At 50.1% G+C, this 18,561-nt stretch carries 16 protein-coding genes; 11 read left to right on the top strand and 5 right to left on the bottom strand.

The window, feature by feature from the left end:
- Window positions 1-89: 89 nt before the first annotated feature.
- The 7 genes from ICL80_RS05235 (at window position 90) to ICL80_RS05265 (ending at window position 8,844) form a co-directional block, all read left to right on the top strand.
- Complete coding sequence (locus ICL80_RS05235; RefSeq protein WP_194215047.1) at window positions 90-1,103, top strand: MraY family glycosyltransferase; 1,014 nt, start codon at window positions 90-92, stop codon at window positions 1,101-1,103.
- A gap of 303 nt (window positions 1,104-1,406) precedes the next feature.
- Window positions 1,407-2,807, top strand: coding sequence for an amidohydrolase family protein (locus ICL80_RS05240; protein ID WP_194215048.1), 1,401 nt, complete (start codon window positions 1,407-1,409; stop codon window positions 2,805-2,807).
- 109 nt (window positions 2,808-2,916) lie between these two features.
- Window positions 2,917-5,115, top strand: a complete 2,199-nt coding sequence (locus tag ICL80_RS05245) for a TonB-dependent receptor (RefSeq protein ID WP_194215049.1) — start codon at window positions 2,917-2,919, stop codon at window positions 5,113-5,115.
- A 126-nt stretch (window positions 5,116-5,241) separates the two neighbouring features.
- Window positions 5,242-6,396, top strand: a complete 1,155-nt coding sequence (locus ICL80_RS05250; RefSeq protein WP_194215050.1) for a dipeptidase — start codon at window positions 5,242-5,244, stop codon at window positions 6,394-6,396.
- A gap of 132 nt (window positions 6,397-6,528) precedes the next feature.
- Window positions 6,529-7,407 (top strand): bile acid:sodium symporter family protein, encoded by an 879-nt coding sequence (locus ICL80_RS05255; protein ID WP_194215051.1) that lies wholly within the window; start codon window positions 6,529-6,531, stop codon window positions 7,405-7,407.
- A 72-nt stretch (window positions 7,408-7,479) separates the two neighbouring features.
- The gene (locus tag ICL80_RS05260; RefSeq protein WP_194215052.1) at window positions 7,480-7,947 is read left to right on the top strand and encodes a MarR family winged helix-turn-helix transcriptional regulator; all 468 of its coding nucleotides are present in this window, start codon (window positions 7,480-7,482) and stop codon (window positions 7,945-7,947) included.
- A gap of 18 nt (window positions 7,948-7,965) precedes the next feature.
- The gene (locus tag ICL80_RS05265) at window positions 7,966-8,844 is read left to right on the top strand and encodes a bile acid:sodium symporter family protein (protein WP_194215053.1); all 879 of its coding nucleotides are present in this window, start codon (window positions 7,966-7,968) and stop codon (window positions 8,842-8,844) included.
- Between the two features lie 21 nt (window positions 8,845-8,865).
- Here the strand turns inward: ICL80_RS05265 and ICL80_RS05270 are convergent, their stop codons facing one another.
- On the bottom strand, window positions 8,866-10,158 hold the full coding sequence (locus tag ICL80_RS05270) for an O-antigen ligase family protein (protein ID WP_194215054.1): 1,293 nt from the start codon (window positions 10,156-10,158) through the stop codon (window positions 8,866-8,868).
- 253 nt (window positions 10,159-10,411) lie between these two features.
- Between ICL80_RS05270 and ICL80_RS05275 the strand changes: the two genes are divergently transcribed.
- Window positions 10,412-11,095 (top strand): aspartyl/asparaginyl beta-hydroxylase domain-containing protein, encoded by a 684-nt coding sequence (locus tag ICL80_RS05275; protein WP_194215055.1) that lies wholly within the window; start codon window positions 10,412-10,414, stop codon window positions 11,093-11,095.
- A gap of 22 nt (window positions 11,096-11,117) precedes the next feature.
- On the top strand, window positions 11,118-12,050 hold the full coding sequence (locus ICL80_RS05280) for a sulfotransferase family protein (protein WP_194215056.1): 933 nt from the start codon (window positions 11,118-11,120) through the stop codon (window positions 12,048-12,050).
- Between the two features lie 85 nt (window positions 12,051-12,135).
- Here the strand turns inward: ICL80_RS05280 and nhaC are convergent, their stop codons facing one another.
- Genes nhaC through ICL80_RS05300 form a run of 4 tightly spaced genes read right to left on the bottom strand, consistent with a single transcriptional unit; the run spans window position 12,136 to window position 17,047 of the window.
- Window positions 12,136-13,605: a Na+/H+ antiporter NhaC gene (gene nhaC / locus ICL80_RS05285; RefSeq protein ID WP_228073821.1), complete on the bottom strand. Its 1,470-nt coding sequence runs from the start codon at window positions 13,603-13,605 to the stop codon at window positions 12,136-12,138.
- A 38-nt stretch (window positions 13,606-13,643) separates the two neighbouring features.
- Complete coding sequence (locus ICL80_RS05290; protein ID WP_194215057.1) at window positions 13,644-14,669, bottom strand: histone deacetylase family protein; 1,026 nt, start codon at window positions 14,667-14,669, stop codon at window positions 13,644-13,646.
- A 12-nt stretch (window positions 14,670-14,681) separates the two neighbouring features.
- The gene (locus ICL80_RS05295; protein ID WP_194215058.1) at window positions 14,682-16,010 is read right to left on the bottom strand and encodes an aminotransferase family protein; all 1,329 of its coding nucleotides are present in this window, start codon (window positions 16,008-16,010) and stop codon (window positions 14,682-14,684) included.
- The gene (locus tag ICL80_RS05300; protein WP_228073822.1) at window positions 16,007-17,047 is read right to left on the bottom strand and encodes a LysR family transcriptional regulator; all 1,041 of its coding nucleotides are present in this window, start codon (window positions 17,045-17,047) and stop codon (window positions 16,007-16,009) included. The genes ICL80_RS05295 and ICL80_RS05300 overlap by 4 nt, the downstream gene beginning before the upstream one ends.
- Window positions 17,048-17,148: 101 nt before the next feature.
- Here ICL80_RS05300 and ICL80_RS05305 point away from each other — a divergent pair, with 101 nt between their 5' ends.
- Window positions 17,149-18,081 carry a BKACE family enzyme gene (locus tag ICL80_RS05305; RefSeq protein WP_194215059.1) on the top strand — a complete coding sequence of 311 codons (933 nt, stop codon included), beginning with the start codon at window positions 17,149-17,151 and terminating at the stop codon, window positions 18,079-18,081.
- A 4-nt stretch (window positions 18,082-18,085) separates the two neighbouring features.
- Entirely contained in the window at window positions 18,086-18,559 is a 474-nt protein-coding gene (locus ICL80_RS05310; protein ID WP_194215060.1) for a GNAT family N-acetyltransferase, read from the top strand.
- The last annotated feature ends 2 nt before the right edge of the window (window positions 18,560-18,561 follow it).

Below are 18,561 nucleotides of genomic sequence, written 5' to 3' on the forward strand. Positions count from 1 at the left end.
GAATTTAATGGTAATTGACGCACTGTTTATCTATAATCACTTGTGCGATATTATGATAATTCGACAGATAGAGTTTTAGGGACCTTTTCATGAGCCTTATCATTGCATACCTTGGTATTATGACTGTGCTTCTTATCGCGCTGAACGCACGGTATTTTGGCGAGCTTTTAGGGATTATGGATGATCCTAAAAATGAAGCGCACAAAAGCCATAAATTACCAACACCGCTTGTGGGTGCATTGATGGTTGGCTCTCTGGCGATTTTTATGCTTCTTAACAACTATCTCTTTGATGCAAGTTCAAGGATGGTGGGTGTGAGTGTGTGCACTATTTTGGCCGGTGTTCTTGGCCTTGTGGATGATAAATTGCAACTTAGCTGGCAGATACGCCTTTTGGCCATTGCGGCGATTTCTGCTCTATTAGTCTTTTGGGTTCCTGAGCTGCGTCTGGATCAGCTTATTTGGTCTTTTGGGTTTACAACTACGCTGGGCCCGGTTTTTGGCAGTATCTTTACAATTATATGCCTGATGACCTTGGTGATTGCCTTCAACATGATGGACGGCTTCAACGGCGGCGTTATTGGCATGAGCCTTATCCTGTTTCTTATTATGGCGCTGGTTGCAACAAATCCGCACCGGCAAGCGATTTGTCTCTTTCTGGCGTCTGCATTAGGCGTGATGTTTGTGTACAATATGAAGGGTGAGTTTTTCCTCGGCGACGGCGGTGCTTATGCGCTTGGTCTGCTCGTTGGGTCTGTTGCAATTCTGACCTACAATGTTGGGGCTAACATCACTATTTATGCTGACACAATTTTTGTGTGGCTGGCGCTACCAACGCTAGATTGTTTGCGGGTTGTTATTTCGCGCAAGATTAGTAAGGCCAGCCCTTTTTATGCAGGGCGAGATCACTTGCATCATATGCTGATGGCGGCGAGCGGACCAAAGCGCACGTTGCTGGTTTTTTGTCTCGTTATTACTACCTTTTCAGCCCTTTCCCTATTTGCAGGCCAGTATACATATTTGGTCTTTTTAGCAGAAGTGGCGGCGTTGGCTTTACTTGCTATCAGCTCCAGAAAGTATAAACGAAATAAAGTTGCTGCTTAGCCTGCTTTCTTGCCCCTAACGGATAATACTTTTTGCAAAGGTGACGCTGGTAGGCTTTTTGACCGGCCTCTGCTTTGAAGGTACTTATTGGTAAAGGCAGGGTGCAGCGCTTCTAGTGGCCGCCCCCGCCAAAACAAGCAATTTCATTCTGTGCTCTCTGAAATGGCGTTAATATTTTATTGTTATATATAAATAGTTGACATGTAATATAATTATAAGTAACAAATACTTTAAGCTTAAAACACTTGGCTTGCTGCTTTGACTCAAAAGTGGCCTGCCCTGAGTTTAAGATGGGAGGAAATAATGATAAAATCTTTTGTTGCGGCGGGTCTTGCGCTTTTACTTTTGGTGGCGGCTTCAGCAGCGGACAGTAAGGACAACCTTGGCCGCCCTGATCCTGAAAAAATGAGAGCAGCTATTGCCAAAATGGCAGGCAAGGAAACAGCTACTGTTATTTACACAAATGTCAAAATGGCTGATGGTAAATCAGACGCCTTGCAAACTGATCTAGCAATTGTAGTGGAAGGCGAGAAGATCGCCCGTATTGCTTCGATGTCTGACCTTGCCTCACTGAAGGTGGATGGTGCTTCTGTCGTGGATGCAGGCAACTGGTATTTAACACCGGGCCTGATTGATACACATGTTCATCTCGCAACCCTGCCTGCTGCTGATATCGCTGCCGCATATCTAAAGCGCTTTATCTATTCTGGTGTAACCACAGTGCGCGACATGGCGGGGGATGTTCGCTCGCTAGCAGATCTGTCGCGGGCCTCGCTTATTAATGAAATTCCGTCGCCTGATATAAAATATTCGTCGCTTATGGCGGGGCCTTCTTTTTTTAAAGACCCAAGAACTTTTGCCTCAGGGCTTGGTGAAACCCCCGGCGAAATACCGTGGATGAATGGTATCACTGAAGAGACAGACCTGAAAATTGCGGTTGCAGAAGCGCGGGGCACAGGGGCGTCAGGTGTGAAGATTTATGCAAACTTACCCGGCAGTCTTGTGCGCAGTATCATGAAGGAAGCAAAGCGGCAAAACATCCCTGTGTGGACACATGCGCAGGTTTTCCCTGCAACGCCGTTTGATTCAGTTGAAGGTGGTGCAGTCGCTGTTTCTCATGTTTGCATGGTTGCGCAGTATGCTGCAAAGCCGGGTGCTGCATACCATGACAAGCGGCCTGATATTACAGCTATTAAGGCTGATAACCCTGTGATCTTGAAATACATCAAAGCCTTGCAAAAGGCAGGTACAGTCTTTGATGCAACCCTGTTTGTGTATCCGCCAGCGAGTGATGACATGGAGCCAAGCACATGTTCCCGCGAGTTTGCAGGGGAACTGGTGAAGGCTTTTGTGGCGGCTGGTGTGCCTGTTTCTGCAGGTACGGACGGTGTATCCAAGGCAAATGACCCGTACCCTGCTTTGAATATGGAGCTTGATAATCTCGCCCTATATGCAGGGCTGACGCCAGCCGAAGTTATTAAAGCTGCAACCATTAACGGCGCCAAAGCAACGGGCGTTGATGCAGAAGTTGGCACTATTGAAGTTGGCAAATTGGCAAACTTTGCTTTCTTTGAAGCGAACCCGCTCGAAGATGTAAAGAATTTTCGCAGCGTTGCGCTCACTGTTAAGCGCGGTAAAAAATTCTACCGTGCAGATTACAAGCATCAGGGCATTCCGGCAATGCCGTGGCCTGAAGTGGATTAGAAAATCATTGGTCTGTGCCGGAGCAAGGGCAGGCCTTTTGTAACTTGGTTTAAGATACATCACATACCTGGCTGTCCAGTAAATTATAAATATTCCTAGGGAGGAAATTATGAGGAAATTTAAAAGGTCGTTTGCATACTGTAGCCGAGCAAAGGTTTCGCTTATTGCGATTAGCTCTGTTGCACTGTTGGCCTCCGGTGAGGCTGTTTTTGCAGCTGGTGATAAAGGCGCAGCTGATTTCGAAGAGATAACGGTAACGGCATCAAAGCGCGGGGCGGCGACAGTACAGGATACGCCGTATAATATTTCAGCCATTGGCGCTGATACACTTAGCCAGATTAATGCTGTTGGTATGGATGATTTTGCGCATCAGATTGCTGGCCTTAATGTTCTGGACAGTGGCCCTAGTAACAAGACAATCCAGATTCGAGGCCTTTCAGGTGCGGCGCAAGTAAGTGTATATCTTGATGAAGTACCTTTCCTGAGCAGTATCGGCGCTAATGTGCAGCAAACAGATGTTGCCCTTTATGATATGGAACGTGTTGAAGTATTACGCGGCCCGCAAGGCACGCTGTACGGTGCTGGCTCGCAGGGCGGTACTATTCGCTATATCACCAACAAGCCAGATTCGAGCGCATTTGCAGCGTCTGTTGAGGGGGATATTGCAACCCGCTCTAGAGATGCAGGCGAAGCCCTGAGTTTGAATGCGATGGTCAATGTGCCTGTGATTGCAGACAAGTTGGCGATCCGCGCCGTTGGTTTTTACCGTGATGTAGACGGCTATGTGGATTTGCCAGAACTTGGTGCTGAAAACACAAATACGCTGGAAACAAAGGGTGGCCGCGTTCAGGTCGCTTTTGATATGAGCGATAGCACAAAGCTCAGCGGCATGATCTACCATCATAAAACCGAGGCTGGCGATTCCGGCAATGTAACGGAAGCGGGTGACAGCCGTTTGGGTACCATTAAAGAGCCATTCTTTGATGACCTGACCATGTATAACGTGACCCTTGACCATACAATTGACGCGGGTGTGTTTACGGTTACTGGCTCATTGTTTGACCGTGAGGCGCTGTATGTGTTTGACGTATCTCAGTTTGTGCCACCGGGACAATCAGCATCGATAAACCAGAAAGGCCCTGAAAAGAACTATTCAACCGAAGCACGGTTTGCCTCGTCTTTTGATAGCCCACTGCAATTGATAGCCGGTGTGTTTTATGAGAAGCACAAGCGCGGCTCTCTCTCGCAAGGGTTTATAACCGACCCAGAGACAGGGCTTGTGCCTGAAAACGCAAGCAAGTTCTTTGATACACGCACTGACGTTGAAAACACCAATAAAGCCATTTTTGGTGAGGTCAGCTATCAGGTAAGTGATCGCTTTAACATCGTGGCCGGTGGCCGTTTGTTTGAAATGACAAGCTGGTCGCAGACAAACGAGCTTGCCACGCCGTTTGGTGTGCCGGGCGGTCTTGCTGATCCTTTATCCTATAAATCAGGTACTAAGTTTGCGGGTAAATTTCAGGCGTTCTACGAATGGTCAGACGATGTGCTGACATACCTGACGTTCTCACAAGGTTTCCGCCGCGGCGGACCAAACAGGCCGTCTTTGCAAACGGCGTCAGGTGCAGATGTGCCGGTTGGGTACGATCCTGATTTTGTTGATAACTATGAGTTTGGCTGGAAAACCCAGTTTATGGATAAACAGCTTACTTTTAACGGTGCTGTTTATTACATGCAGTTCAAAGATATTCAAACGTCGCTGCTCGATTCCAATCAGGCATTTGAATATGTAACAAACTCTGGAAAGGCTAAACTGTACGGGATTGAGCTGGAAACTGTTCTTCGCCCGGATGCACTGGAAGGCTTTTCTGCAAGCCTGAATCTGTCTTTGGCAGACCAGACCCTTGCTGAAGATGCTGTTGACGCAGCGACAAACCCGGAAGCTGGCCGGAAAGGCGAACGCCTGCCCGATACATCACCGTTTTCAGCGGGTGCTGTGTTTGAACAGCGTTTTGAAGTTGGCGGGTATCAAGCCTCTGCTAACATGAACTTCTCCTACACCGGCAAAGCCAATACAACTTTCTCGGCAGAGCGTGTCGCAAGTGACCGCGAATGGGGTGGTTTTGTTCTGGCAAATGCCCAATTTGGCCTGCGCGGTGATAATTGGCATGCCAGCATCTATGCGAAAAACATCTTTGATAAACGCGAAGCTGTAGATTGGGTTGTTGAGACGCGCCCGGGTATTCCTGACCGGATACTGACAACGCAGCCACGCACAATAGGCCTTACGCTCGGTTACGATTTTTAGGCTGAAATATGAGGGAAGGGATATTCCTTTCCCTCAAATATACCGGGGATAAGCAGGTTTCTGCTTTTGGGCTGCGATCAGTGCTACCACGCACATAGCCAGTTTTGAACATTGATAGGGAATGACATGAGAGAAATGGAAAGACGTCAGTTTTTAAAAGCGGCCGCCGCTGGCCTTGCTGCAATGCCGGTTGCCATGTCGGGTGTGTCGGCCTTTGCAGGCCAAAGCCGCTGGCCGGGGCTGGCTGATGCCATTGTTATTAATGCGTTGGGCGGTGTTAGCGACCCCAATAAGCGCGGGCAGCAAGGTCGCGACACGATGGAACTGGGCGAGCGCGCAATAAAGGATGCCCTTGCATCAGGCACTACGGCGGTCAATATGACAATTGGCTATGTTGATGGGCCAATGGAGCCTTTCGAATATTCGGTTCAGACCATTGCCCGGTGCAATGACATGATTAAACGGAACCCTGAGTATTTGCTGAAAGTGGAAAGTGTGGCCGATATTCTTGCAGCCAAGCAGGCAGGGAAAATTGGTATCATTCAAGGCTTCCAGAATGCTGCGATGATGGGCGACAAGGCAGAGCGTGTCGATATTTTCGCAGGGCTAGGTGTTAAAATCATTCAGCTTACCTACAATATCGCCAATCAGATCGGTGATGGTTCCATGGCACCTGAAAACAGGGGGCTTAGCGAATTTGGCCGCGACGTGGTTGCGCGCCTGAATGCAACAAACACCCTTGTTGATTTATCTCATAGCGGCGAACAAACATGTCTGGATGCTATTCGCATTTCAGATGGCCCTATCAGTATTACGCATTCTGGCTGCCGTGCGCTATCTAATGTGCCGCGTAATAAAACCGATGAAGAATTAAGGCTGCTCGCAGATAAAGGCGGTGTTGTTGGTATATATTTCATGCCGTTTCTGAAAGAAGACAGCTTCCCGAACACGATGGATGTGGTGAGGCATATTGAGCACGCAGTGAATGTGTGCGGCGAGGACCATGTTGGTATTGGAACGGACGGCGGCACAACCAAGATCGATGATATGCAGGCGTTTCATGCCATGGTTGATAAAGAAATTGCGAGCAGGCAAGCGGCGGGTATTTCGGCAAAAGGCGAGAAAATGGGCGTGGTACCTTTCGTGGAAGACCTTCAGGGTCCAGACCAGTTCCAAAAAATCGCTGATATACTTTATGCAAATGGGCATTCATCTGCTCGTATTGAGAAAATTCTGGGGAAAAACTTTGTGCGTCTGATGTCTGATGTGTGGGGTGCTTAATTCGTAAAAGCATGTGCGATAATTGCTCTCGAATACTGTGTCAGGCCTGTTTTAGGGGCGGCATCTAAGTGATACCGAGAGCAGCCTCTGTGTACTATAAAGAATAGCGCCAATAGTTGTTAGGGTAGAAAAATGGGTGACGCACAAATCAATTTCATAAATACAGCGGTGGTGCCCATCGGCCTGATCGCCATTATGTTTAGCCTTGGGTTGTCTTTGACCTTGAAGGATTTTAAACGGGTTGGGCAGCAAGGCACCGGGTTGGGGCTTGGGGTGTTGGGCCAGTTGATTTTATTGCCGCTGCTTGGCCTTTCTGTGGTGGCGGCATTTCATTTGCCGCCAGAAATGGCTGTTGGCCTGATGATCCTGGCAATCTGCCCCGGTGGTGTAACATCGAATGCTATTGCTTTTGCTGTTCGTGCCAATGTTGCTTTGTCTGTATCGCTTACGGTTATTTCCAGTTTGGTGACAATTGTCACTATACCTATTCTTATGGGTGTTATTCTCGATCATTATTTAGGCAGCGGTGATGCACCGCCCTTTTCGCCGCTTAATACCTTTATGAAGCTTTTTCAAATGACCGTTATACCTGTGGCGCTTGGCATGGTGCTACGCCGCTTCTTGAATGCTTTTGCAGATCGTTTGGTTATCTGGCTGCGCCCGGTCGCACTTATCGTTTTGGTGAGCGTTATTGGTTTCTCCCTTTATGCCAGCGCAGATTTGTTGCTCGATAATATAACAACGGCAGGGCCAGCGGCCTTTGTGCTTAATATATCAGCCCTTCTTGGCGGGTATTTGCTTGCAAGGGCTGGTGGGCTAAACGAGCAAGACCGTATGACGGTAAGTATTGAAGTGGGCGTGCAAAATGCCACGGTAGCTACATTTTTAACCCTAACGGTTCTGGATGATATGGCTTTGGCAATCACGCCGACCCTATACGGCCTTATCATGATTTTAAATACGCTTGTTGTGCCTAAGCTTCTAACAAAAGCATGGAAACAGGCGGCATAAAGTCAGTTACTTTAGATGTGTAAATATGATATATCTTTATATGATCCATCATATAAAATAACGAAAGCCACTATGAGTAAATATAGTTCAAAAGCAATTTCTACCTGGCATCAATTGTTGCAGTGTTACAAATCTATGGAACGTAACATTGGTGGGCAATTGCAGAACAAGCATAGTCAAAGCCTTTCCCGCTTCGATGTGTTGTCGCAGCTCTGCCAAGCAAGCGAAGACTGGTTGCAGGTTGGTGAACTTACCCGGCGCTTGCTAGACACGGCTGGCAGTGTTTCTGCACTTCTGACCCGCATGGAAAAAGAAGGCCTTATTGAGCGCCGCCTGAACCCTGATGACCGGCGCAGCTTTCAGGTTACTGTAACCGCGAAAGGCCGCTCGCTTCATAAAGAAATGGCCAGCGATTATGCAAAATGGGTTGCTTCTGCGATGGAAGATATTTCAGATCAGGAACGTGAAGTGTTGATGGGGCTTCTGAACCGTTTGAGCCGTGCACAAAAAGGCTCCGCCACCGGGGAAATATCAGGTTGATCTTAAGGGGGCAAAGCCGTGCTTGAGCTATCGCCCGAAACGATAGATTTTGTCTCGGGCTATCTGTTGCCGTTTGGCCTTGTTACCATCATGTTCAGCTTGGGGCTTTCCCTTAGTATACTGGATATTACCCGCAGTCTTGTTTTTCCGAAGGCAATTCTAATTGCGGTCAGCGCTCAAGTGCTGTTGCTCCCCATCATTGCTGTTGCGCTGGCATGGGCGGCCCAGCTTGGGCCTGTTCTAACCCTTAGCCTGATTGTAATTGCGGCCTGCCCTGGTGGTATTACATCTAATGCGCTCACCTTTTATGGCCGGGCCGATGTGGCCCTGTCGATTATGATCACGGCCCTGTCGACGCTTATTACTGTTGTAACCGGGCCGCTGGTTATTTCTGTGGCGTTACAATATCTCGATGTGGTGCCAGATACCCACATGCCTGATTTGGCAAGCTTAACAGGGAACCTGTTTCTTTTCTCTACGATACCGGTTTTGGTTGGGATGGGGTTTCGTATTTCTGCGCCGAAGAAGGCCGCCACGGTCCTTGTGTTACTGAGGCCTGCTGCCCTTGGCATATTGCTCTCGATCATCGCATTTTCAATGGCTGTTAATAAACAGTTGGTGACATCTGTTTTTCTGGATGTGGCACCAATTGCCATTATTCTTAATCTTGCAGGGATGGCTGTGGGGCTTGTTCTTTCCCGCAGGTTTGGCTTGTCTAGCATACAAAGTGTAACAGTGAGTGTTGAACTGGGTGTGCAGAATGTGACGATGGCAACATTCCTTGGCCTCTCGGTTTTAGGACGGGCTGAACTGGCAACAATTCCCACCATTTACGGCGTTGTGATGGTTGCTAATGCCTTGATATTCTTAAAGGTCTGGCAAAAATTCTTCCAGTAGGCACGAATAGAACTCATGCGATCAATAAGATTTTGTCTGATAGCGACTTCTGCTTATTAAAAAAGCAACAGCACTTAATAGGGTGATATACAGATAAGATATAGCAGGCATTTGCAGTGAAAAATCCACAAGGGAATGCAGGCCTATCTGCACGGATACAGACGCCCCAAGTAGCAGGAAAATTTTATACTCAGAATTTTTCAATGCCTTTAAAAATATCCAGATGGTAATAAATATAAACGATAGAACAAACAGTGTGCCTGCAATTAGGCCTGCGGTCATCAGGATTTCGAGAACATCATTATGGCCTTTGTTGAAAGGCAAAATCATTGCGTCTATGCGGTACTGGGCAAACACCTCGGCAAAGGCTCCTATGCCCGTCCCCTTCACTGGGGTGCTTTCTAGGGCGTCGATCATAAGCGGGTAGGCTAGAAAGCGCATATCATTGTCACCAACAGCTTCAATCCTTTTGCTAAACAAATCCCCACTCATGCTGAAGGTTAACAGAGCTATGGCTGCTAAGCCTGCCAGAAGGAGGTATTTTTTTGTAGGGTTTGGCCCCTCAGTATGATGAGAGGAAGTGCCTAAAGTTGAGAAAAGAATTAACAGTGCCGCGCCGATAAGGCTCGTTATAATACCTGCTCTTGAGGCTGTTAGGAATAGGCTTGAGAGGAGCGTGATTAGCGATAAAACAATAATAACCGTTTTTGTCAGGTCTTTGCTCAGGAACTGGATGAACTGCTCTTTGAAGGGTAAGTGAATAGTGTTTTTATGCGTGTATGTCCAAAGAGCATAGGCCATCATGCACTGAAAACCCACACCGACATACGTTGAGAAACTGTTCCTGTTCACAAAAGTCGAGGTTAAGGATTCGTGGTTGGTCCACTTTTTGTACCAAAGAATGGTTTCATTGCCGGTAAAATAAACGATAAGACCGTAAATACAGTATACTGTGATTATAAGCCCGAGCATCAGGACCAGCTTGGGCACATCATGTCGGCGCTTGAAGCTTTTAAAAACCAAAAAGAACCACACCAGATAGGTGAAGAAAAACAGGCTGGTGCCAATTGTCTCGTGGGGCGAGGGTGTCCAGCCGTTGATAACCTGCAAGCCACCCCAAAACACCAGGAAAAGCGTGGCGCTAACGGGAAAATAAAATGCTTTTGGCAGGTTGGCTGTGTTCAGGGCCTTCCATCTGAGTGTATAGATAATGCCGGATAAGCCAATGAAGATCACCCACATATATTGCCAAACAGGGCGTGCGCTCGCAAATGGTAGCGGTGACAGGAAAAGCAGTAAATACAGGAAACGCACAATCCGTAGCCTCATTATTGAACGGTTATAGAGTGTTAACGCCACCGGGCCAGAAATGCAATTACGAGTTATGTAAACCGCGTTGGGCGAGTAGGACCGTTTTTAGGGCTGGGCAAATCCCTTAAAGCTTTCAGACCATCCCGCCAAAATATCTGGACTTGGTTTCCAGCCTTATATAGCCTGACTATAAGGATGTGGTTCTTGTTATCGATACGCCACACAGAGATTAAAGCAGGCAAGGCTGGGGAATTTCATGAATTTTGATGGCAGTTTTTTGCGGCACGGCGAGGCAGATATGTCGCTTTTGAAAGACCTTGTTCTGCAACTGACACCTGAGCACTGGTCGCTCGAAGATACCCGCCAAAACCGCTATGAAGTGCATAAAAGCACACAGGCTATCGGGCTGGTGTATGATGAAGATTTTCGCCATATCAACCCAACAGTTAAGCCAGCTTATAACCTTTTTGCCCCTGCGCTGCGGCAACTTTTTGCGATGATTGCTGATTGTTACGAAGCATCCCCTGCTATTTTGGCCAAGTTCGGCCGGCGGGTGGAGGGCTATTTTATCCGCGTTAATCTGGTGAAGCTTGCCGCAGGCGGGGAGATTGCGGAGCATAAGGATATGAATTTTTCTCTGGCGCATTCGCACCGCATTCATGTGCCAATTATCACGAACGACAAGGTTGTTTTTAAGGTGGGGCAGGAAGCTCTCTCGATGAAGGAAGGCGAAATCTACGAGATTAATAACCGGCGCACCCATGCTGTTGTAAACGGCGGCACAGAAGACCGGGTGCATTTGATTCTTGATTGGGTTTTCCCTTGGGAACGCTGCTGTTGCAGCGACAAAGTACACCCCGGTGTTGCGTGCAGCCCGCAAGCCTGTGTCGAGATCGACCGACTAAAAATCCCGTGCACCTGTTTCCCCGAAGCGCATTAGCGCTGACTAGGGGGCAATAGGCATGCAACAACCGCCAGACCTTATAAGCGCTGCACGCCGTGCCACAAGCGGGTTAAGCGCGGGTGATGTGCTGAACATGCTTGCCAGCCCGGTTATTATTCTTTCTGCGCCGCGCTCTGGCAGTACACTTTTGTTCGAACAGCTCGCGCAGCACGACCCCTTCTGGACAATTGGCGGTGAAAGCCATGCGGTGTTTCGGGCGTTCCCGCACCTGAAAGCAGAGAACGCAGAACTGGATTCCATGACCCTCACCGCAGCGCATGCAGACGATGCCACTAGTGACGCTATGCGTCGCTGTTTTTTATATTTACTGCGCAGCCAACAGGGTGTTCCATATCTTGCTCTGCCGCCAGCGCACAGGCCGCCGGCGTTTTGCTTTCTAGAGAAAACACCGCGTAATGCGCTGAATATAGCTTTTCTGTTGAAGGTTTTTCCCCGCGCGCGTTTCCTTTATTTGCACCGCGACCCACGCCAAACGGTTTCCAGCTTGATAGAGGCATGGACAGTTGGCCTGCAAACAGGCCGCTTTGTGACGTTCCGTGATCTGCCGGGCTGGCCTTTGCCTGCATGGTGTTTTGTATTACCGCGGGGGTGGCAGAATATGGCCGGTAAACCACTTGCCGAAATTGCAGCCTTTCAGTGGGCTGCCAGTAACCTTGCGATTATGGAGGGGTTAAAGGGGCTAGATAGAAGCCGGTTTACCACCCTCGCCTATGACCAGTTCATTCGGGATCCTAAAGGCGCCCTAGCATCTGCTACTGAAGCGCTTGGCGTTCAGGTGCACGGTACGCAGGCCCCTGCCGCTGGGGCCTTGCCGCTTTCCAGAACCACACTGTCACAGCCACACGCTGAAAAATGGCGTCGTCATGAGGCCGAAATAATGGCCTTAATGCCAATGCTTTCAAGTGTTATGGAACAGATCGAAGCTTTTTAAGCGTAAATGTACACCTAAAAAAAGAGCCACCTTAATGGTTCTGGCTGAAGGTATCGCGACCTTCAACCAGATATTTAAACGCCGTTTAGGCCGTTTCACTTTCATCAAGTTTGGTAATCTTGATGTTTAGGAAGCCATATACGATCGCCGTTATTGGGCTGATAATGTTGAAGAATGCAAAGGGCGCATAAGCGAAGGTTGCAACCCCGAGGGTGGAGGCCATAAAGGCCCCGCAGGTGTTCCACGGCACAAGGGCGGAGGTCATGGTGCCCGCATCTTCCAGAGTACGAGACAGGTTCTGGGGCGCAAGGCCGCGCCGCGCAAATTCCATCATATACATACGGCCGGGTAGCACGATGGAGATATACTGGTCGCCCGCTACAATGTTCATGCCGATAGCGGTGAACACGGTGGTCATGATAAGCGAACCAGTGCCGCGCACATGCTTTAGGGCACCTGTCACAATGCGCGTTAGCAGGCCGGTTTTCTCCATAACGCCGCCAAAACACATGGCAGAGATAATCAGCCATACGGTGCTGAGCATGCTGCTCATCCCGCCGCGCGATAGCAGTTCGTCGAGCGTGGCATCACCTGTGCTGGCCACATACCCATGTGTCATGGCAGCCCACAGGCCTTTAAGAACGGCAAGCGGTGTGCTGAGGTCGCCAGCACTGTCGCCGAACGCACGGGTGGACTCGAACTGGAACAGGACAGCCACGATACAGCCCGTAACGGTGCCAATGGTAATGGTTGGCAGAGCGGGCACTTTTTTAACGGCAAGGGTAAGCAGAACAATAAGCGGAATGAAGGCCACAAAACCGAGGTTGTAGTTTTCTTCCAGCAGCGCACGGGTTTTGATAATGCTTTCTACAGTGCCTTCGCCGTTTACACCGCCCCAGCCGATCCAGGTAAAGAGGATAAGTGAGATGATAAGGGACGGGGTTGTGGTCCAGAACATATGACGGATATGGGTGAACAGGTCTACGTTCACCATGGCGGGCGCTAGGTTGGTAGTGTCTGATAGCGGCGACATTTTATCGCCGAAATAGGCACCGGAAATAACGGCACCGGCGGTAATTTCCGGCGAAAGGCCCAGAATGTTTGAAATGCCAACAAGGGCCAGCCCCACGGTGGCCGCTGTTGTCCACGAGCTACCAATAGAAGCGGCCACGCAAGCGCAAATAATAAGGGTAGCCGGGTAGAAGAAGCCGGGGTCAAGCACGCCGAGACCAAGGTGGATAACAGCGGGCGCCGTGCCTGCCAGCATCCAGCTACCAATCATGGAACCAACCATAAGAAGGATAAGGCAGGCGCGCATTGCCAGCATAATGCCGTCAATAATAGCGCTTTCAAGGTCTGCATATTTTTGCCCGCGCGATAAGCCAACAATGACAGCAACTGCAGCTGAAAACAAAAGCGCAAGCTGGTTGGGGCCGCCTGCTGCGCCGTCGCCGAAAAGGCTAACAGCCGCAGTGAGCATCAAGATAAGGCTGACAAGCGGCAGAAAGGCGAGCCATAATGGGATGTTTTCGGCTTTTGAGGTATTAGTGGTCACAGTGTTTCGCTCCTGATCGGCCCTGTTATGATTATCTGTTATGGTGTTTCAAGGCCGTTTAAAAATTGTGTTAAATTATGTCCCAAAATATCACTCAAATATCCACCTTCCTGTATCACAGCAGTGGGGCAAGGAAGGCTGGCGGCGATCATACAGCCAATTTCGCGGAAGCCAACAGGGGAAATGCTAAGGCCCCCAAAAGGGTCATCCTCTGAAGCATCAAGCCCGAGCGCAATGACAAGGGCATCAGGTGCAAAGGCTTCAATACGGGTAAGGGCGGTTTGTAGTGTTGCCAGATATTCAGCATCGGCTGTTTTGCGCGGTAGTGGCAGGTTCATATTATAGCCAAGTCCGCGCCCTGCGCCGCGCTCTGCCGCATGGCCCCAGAAAAACGGGTAAAATCGCACCGGGTCTGCGTGGATCGATACGGTAAGCACATCGTCGCGGTTATAAAAAATCTGCTGTGTGCCGTTGCCGTGGTGCAGGTCTACATCCAGAATGGCAACACGCGGGTATTTTTGTTGCAGGTGTGCGGCGGCAATAGCGCTATTGTTGAAATAGCAAAAACCCCCGGCAATATCTGCGCTGGCATGGTGGCCGGGTGGGCGGCATAGGCCGTAGGCCAGCTTGTCGCCAGTAAGGACGGCATTGGCGGTATCAACCGCTGTCCATGCGCTCCAGCAAATGCTGTCCCATGTGTCGGCGGTGATCGGGCTTGAAGCATCTGACATATGATAGCCTGCCTGCGCCACCACAGAGGCGGGGTAATGGCCATCCCGTGTGGTGGGGCGAATGTCGGGGATAACAGCGTCAGATGCACCTTTGATATACCCCCAGCGCTTGTAGGCGTGTTTCAGAAAGGCCAGATATTCCGGTGTATGAACTTTGGCGATTGGCCCCATGCCGTGGTTTTGTGGTTCGTGCAGGCTGCAACCAGCAGCAAGGGCACCTGCGCGCAGCCGGTTTATTCGCTCTGGCATTTCTGGGTTTTGTTCAAAAACACCATTTTCCAGAAAATGCTCTGGGTAGTGTGCGGCTTGCTTATCTGAGAGAAATGCTTTCATGGTTTATGTCCTTCATAGGCCGTTTTCATGGGCGAACTGCTTTAGGCTGGCGGTAAGTGTTTCAAGGATTTCTGCCACATGGGCGGGGGTTGAAATCATAGGTGGGCAAACAAGGAAATGGTCGCCCTCAAACCCGCCTCGGGTGCGCCGTGGGTAAATAATCAGGCCTTTATCATAGGCTATGTCGCTTAGTTTGAGGTACGCGTTCATATCTTTGGGGAGCGGTGCCATGGTTTCCTTGTTGCTAACCAGTTCAAACGCGAGCAGCAGGCCTTTGCCGCGCACATCGCCTATAAAGGAAAAGTCTGTCATCAGGCCTTCAAGACCCTGTTTTAGTAGGGTGCCGACCGTGACAGTGTTTTCCATCAGGCCTTTACTGGTTATTTCGTGCAGCACCGCAAGCCCTGCCGCGCAGGCAATAGGGTTGCCTGCATAGGTGTGGCCGTGTTGAAAGCCACCGGCATCAAGCACTGTTTCAACAATATGGTCTTTGGCTGTTACGGCACCAAGCGGCACATAGCCAGCGCCAAAGCCTTTTGAAAGCGCAACAATATCGGGGTTTATGTTCCAGTGTTCGGCTGCCAGAAAGGCGCCGGTTCTGCCTACGCCGGTCATCACTTCATCGTAAATAAGCTGCACGCCGTGCTCGTCGCAGATATCACGCACACGCTGATAATAGCTGTCGGGGGCTACTAGTGCACCGGTTGAAGCACCGCCCACCGGCTCCATAATGAAAGCCAGAACTGTTTCTGGCCCTAGCTCCAGTATTTTATCTTGCAGCATATTGGCGTAGCGCAAGCCGCGCTCATGGTTGGTCAGGCTATCTGTATCAAGGTAGCAGCGCGGCGCTGGTATTTTGGGCATATCCTTGTACATGGGCCTAAAGGGGTCATTGAGAGGGGCGTAGCCGGTAAGGGCAAGTGCCCCAAAGGTAGAGCCATGATACGACGGCAGGCGCGATATAACACGGTAGCGGCTATCTTCGCCCTTCGCGACAGCATATTGACGCGCAAGTTTGACAGCGCTTTCAACAGCCTCTGAGCCACCAGAGACAAAAAACACCTTGTCGTGGCCCTCTGGGCTAAGGCCCGCTACGCGCTCGGCCAGGTTTTCTGCGGCTTCGTTTTCAAAGTGCAGGCGGTAGCCAAAGGTGGCCTTTGCCATTTGCTTCTGCATGGCTGCCAGCACATTGGGGTTTGAATGGCCAATGTTGGAAACCATGGCCCCGCTTGAGCCATCCAGATATTTTTTGCCGTGAATATCCCACATATAAACGCCTTCGGCGCGGTCAAGAAACGGGCGGCGTAGGCGTGACTGGTAAAAAAGGTGCGATGGTTTCATGCTGTTTTCTGTTTCATGCTGTTTTCAGGGTTTATCTTTTGGCTGCCATAGGTGCGTGCCGTGAGAGATGTTTTTTTAATAAGGCCTGTCAGGCTCTCAAGGAAGGCAGCCTCGGCCGCGTTCAGGTTTGCCTTTGGGTGGCTTACCAGAAATATATCAACAGCGGGGGTCCCGGTGTAGGGTGGGAGTTGCCACAGGCGCTTGTTTATAATGTCGCGCTCTACCACATGAATGGGTAGGGGCCCAAAACCAAGGCCCGCCGTAATCATGCGGCGTACTTCCTCAAGGTTATTGGAAACACCAGCCACTTTGTCGCTAAACTGGGCCTGGGCCCTGACGGCAGCGACAGGGTGCAGCAAGCCGCCCAGGTCATCGGTTGAAAAGCTGACACGCTCAAAGTCGCGCATGTCTTCAAGCTTCAGGTTTTCCTTGCCGTAAAGCGGGTGTGTGGGGCCGCAAAAAAAGCCAAAATGTTCGCGGTAAAAAAGGGTAGACTCCAGTTCAGGGCGCTTGTCGCGCATCAGGCATACGCCGAAGGTTGCCTGCTTTGAAAGCACTGTCTCGACCACATTATGGCTGCTTTGGATCGAGATTGAAAAAGAGGTTAGCGGGTTTTCCTTATGAAAGGCTGCAATCGCTTGGTCCAGCAGCGGGGTCATGACATGGCTTGTCATGCAAATGGTGATATGGCCCTCAACTTGTTCGCTCATACTGGAAAGCAGGTTTGGCAGGCGGGTGATGGAGCCAAAAATTTCCCGGCATTCATGGTACAGGGCCTTGCCGTGGCGGGTGAGCGTAAAATTACGCGGGTCGCGCTGCGCAAGCTGGCACCCCAGCATGGTTTCAAGCCGCCTGAGCGCGTTACTCACCGTTGGCTGCTTTAGACCCAGATAGCGCGCGGCACCGGTTATGCTGTTCTGTTCTGCAATAACCATAAAGGTGCGCAGCAGGTTCCAGTCCATGTTCCACGGGCTTGGGGCCGGGCTTTGGTCATTCGGCGTAAGCATATTTCTGGGTGTATCATCTTTTGGGGTCATGGTATCATTCATTAAAACTATGTTTGACATTTATAAGATAAGATAATCAAATGATAGAGCGTTAACAAACAAGATCAAGCGTTATTTGTGGTGAAACGAATATGCCTCGAAAAATTATCATTACCTGTGCTGTAACCGGCTCTATTTATACACCGACCATGTCGCCGCACCTGCCGGTAACGCCTGCTGAAATTGCGGCAGCTTCTATTGACGCGGCAAAGGCTGGGGCCGCGATTATCCACTTACATGCGCGGGTACCAGAAGATGGCAGGCCGAGCGCAGACCCTGCGCACTTTATGGAATTTTGCCCGGTTATTGATGCGGCAACAGATGCGGTGCTGAACATCTCAACCGGGGGTAGCTCGCTGATGTCGCTGGACGAACGCCTTGCGCCCGCGCGGGCCATCAGCCCTGAAATGTGCTCGCTTAATATGGGGTCCATGAACTTTGGTATTTTTACGCTCAAGCGCAAATACGAGAACTGGAAACACGACTGGGAACCGAAACTGCTGGAGGCCACACGCCACACACTGTTCACTAATAGTTACGCTAATATTGAAGATATTCTGGCTGATCTCGGTGAAAAGGGCGGTTCGCGTTTTGAGTTTGAATGTTATGACATGAGCCATATTGAAACCCTTGCTTACTATTTGCGACAGGGCAAAGTGAAGGCCCCGCTTTATGTGCAATTTGTGCTGGGTGTTATGGGCGGCATTGGTGCGAGCCCTGAAAACCTGATGGCGATGAAAGCCTCGGCAGACCGTTTGCTGGGTGATGCGTACCAGTTTTCTGTACTTGCGGCAGGACGGCACCAGATAGAGCTTGCAACCTTGGGCGTTATTTTGGGCGGTAACGTGCGGGTTGGGCTTGAAGACAGCCTTACCATTCCGCCCGGCAGGCTGGCGACCAGTAACGCCGAGCAGGTGCGAAAAATCCGTACCATCATTGAGGAAATGGGCTACGGTATTGCAACCGCTGACGAGGCGCGCACCATGCTCGACCTTAAAGGCAGAGGGGCCATTAGTCTGGCTTGACCATATGACGCTAGAGATACAACAGGCAACCGCTGAAGATGTGGGTGTTATCCAGCAAATGCTGGTTGAGCTTGCCTGTGCGCTTGGCAAGCCGGGCGGCTATAAAGGCACCCCCGAAAGCCTCTTGAAATATGGGTTTTCTAATAAGCCCGCCTTTGAAGTGATGCTGGCCTATTCGCAAGGGATGCCAGTTGGGCTGGTGCTGTATTTTTTTGAATTTTCAACGTGGCGGTCAAAGCCCGGCATTTATGTGCAGGATCTGTATGTGGCAGATAGCGCACGCGGGCTGGGTGTTGGGCGCAGGCTAACGGCGGCTGCCATTCAGCGTGCGGCGGCACAGGGTGCCACATACATGCGCCTTAGTGTGCATGCGAGCAATAGAGAAGCTGCGGCCTTTTATAAAGCGGTTGGTTTTACAGAGGCCGCAGACGAGTGCATGATGGTTCTGGAAGGGCCAGCTTTTACAGAATTTGGCTAAGG

It is taken from the genome of Kordiimonas pumila (assembly GCF_015240255.1).
Lineage (GTDB): Bacteria > Pseudomonadota > Alphaproteobacteria > Sphingomonadales > Kordiimonadaceae > Kordiimonas > Kordiimonas pumila.

Bases quoted from the DNA above. Each gene is read 5' to 3' on its own strand.
- ICL80_RS05235 (WP_194215047.1), top strand. From the start codon at position 90: ATGAGCCTTATCATTGCATACCTTGGTATTATGACTGTGCTTCTTATC.
- ICL80_RS05240 (WP_194215048.1), top strand. From the start codon at position 1,407: ATGATAAAATCTTTTGTTGCGGCGGGTCTTGCGCTTTTACTTTTGGTG.
- ICL80_RS05245 (WP_194215049.1), top strand. From the start codon at position 2,917: ATGAGGAAATTTAAAAGGTCGTTTGCATACTGTAGCCGAGCAAAGGTT.
- ICL80_RS05250 (WP_194215050.1), top strand. From the start codon at position 5,242: ATGAGAGAAATGGAAAGACGTCAGTTTTTAAAAGCGGCCGCCGCTGGC.
- ICL80_RS05255 (WP_194215051.1), top strand. From the start codon at position 6,529: ATGGGTGACGCACAAATCAATTTCATAAATACAGCGGTGGTGCCCATC.
- ICL80_RS05260 (WP_194215052.1), top strand. From the start codon at position 7,480: ATGAGTAAATATAGTTCAAAAGCAATTTCTACCTGGCATCAATTGTTG.
- ICL80_RS05275 (WP_194215055.1), top strand. From the start codon at position 10,412: ATGAATTTTGATGGCAGTTTTTTGCGGCACGGCGAGGCAGATATGTCG.
- ICL80_RS05280 (WP_194215056.1), top strand. From the start codon at position 11,118: ATGCAACAACCGCCAGACCTTATAAGCGCTGCACGCCGTGCCACAAGC.
- ICL80_RS05290 (WP_194215057.1), bottom strand. From the start codon at position 14,669: ATGAAAGCATTTCTCTCAGATAAGCAAGCCGCACACTACCCAGAGCAT.
- ICL80_RS05295 (WP_194215058.1), bottom strand. From the start codon at position 16,010: ATGAAACCATCGCACCTTTTTTACCAGTCACGCCTACGCCGCCCGTTT.
- ICL80_RS05300 (WP_228073822.1), bottom strand. From the start codon at position 17,047: ATGACCCCAAAAGATGATACACCCAGAAATATGCTTACGCCGAATGAC.
- ICL80_RS05305 (WP_194215059.1), top strand. From the start codon at position 17,149: ATGCCTCGAAAAATTATCATTACCTGTGCTGTAACCGGCTCTATTTAT.
- ICL80_RS05310 (WP_194215060.1), top strand. From the start codon at position 18,086: ATGACGCTAGAGATACAACAGGCAACCGCTGAAGATGTGGGTGTTATC.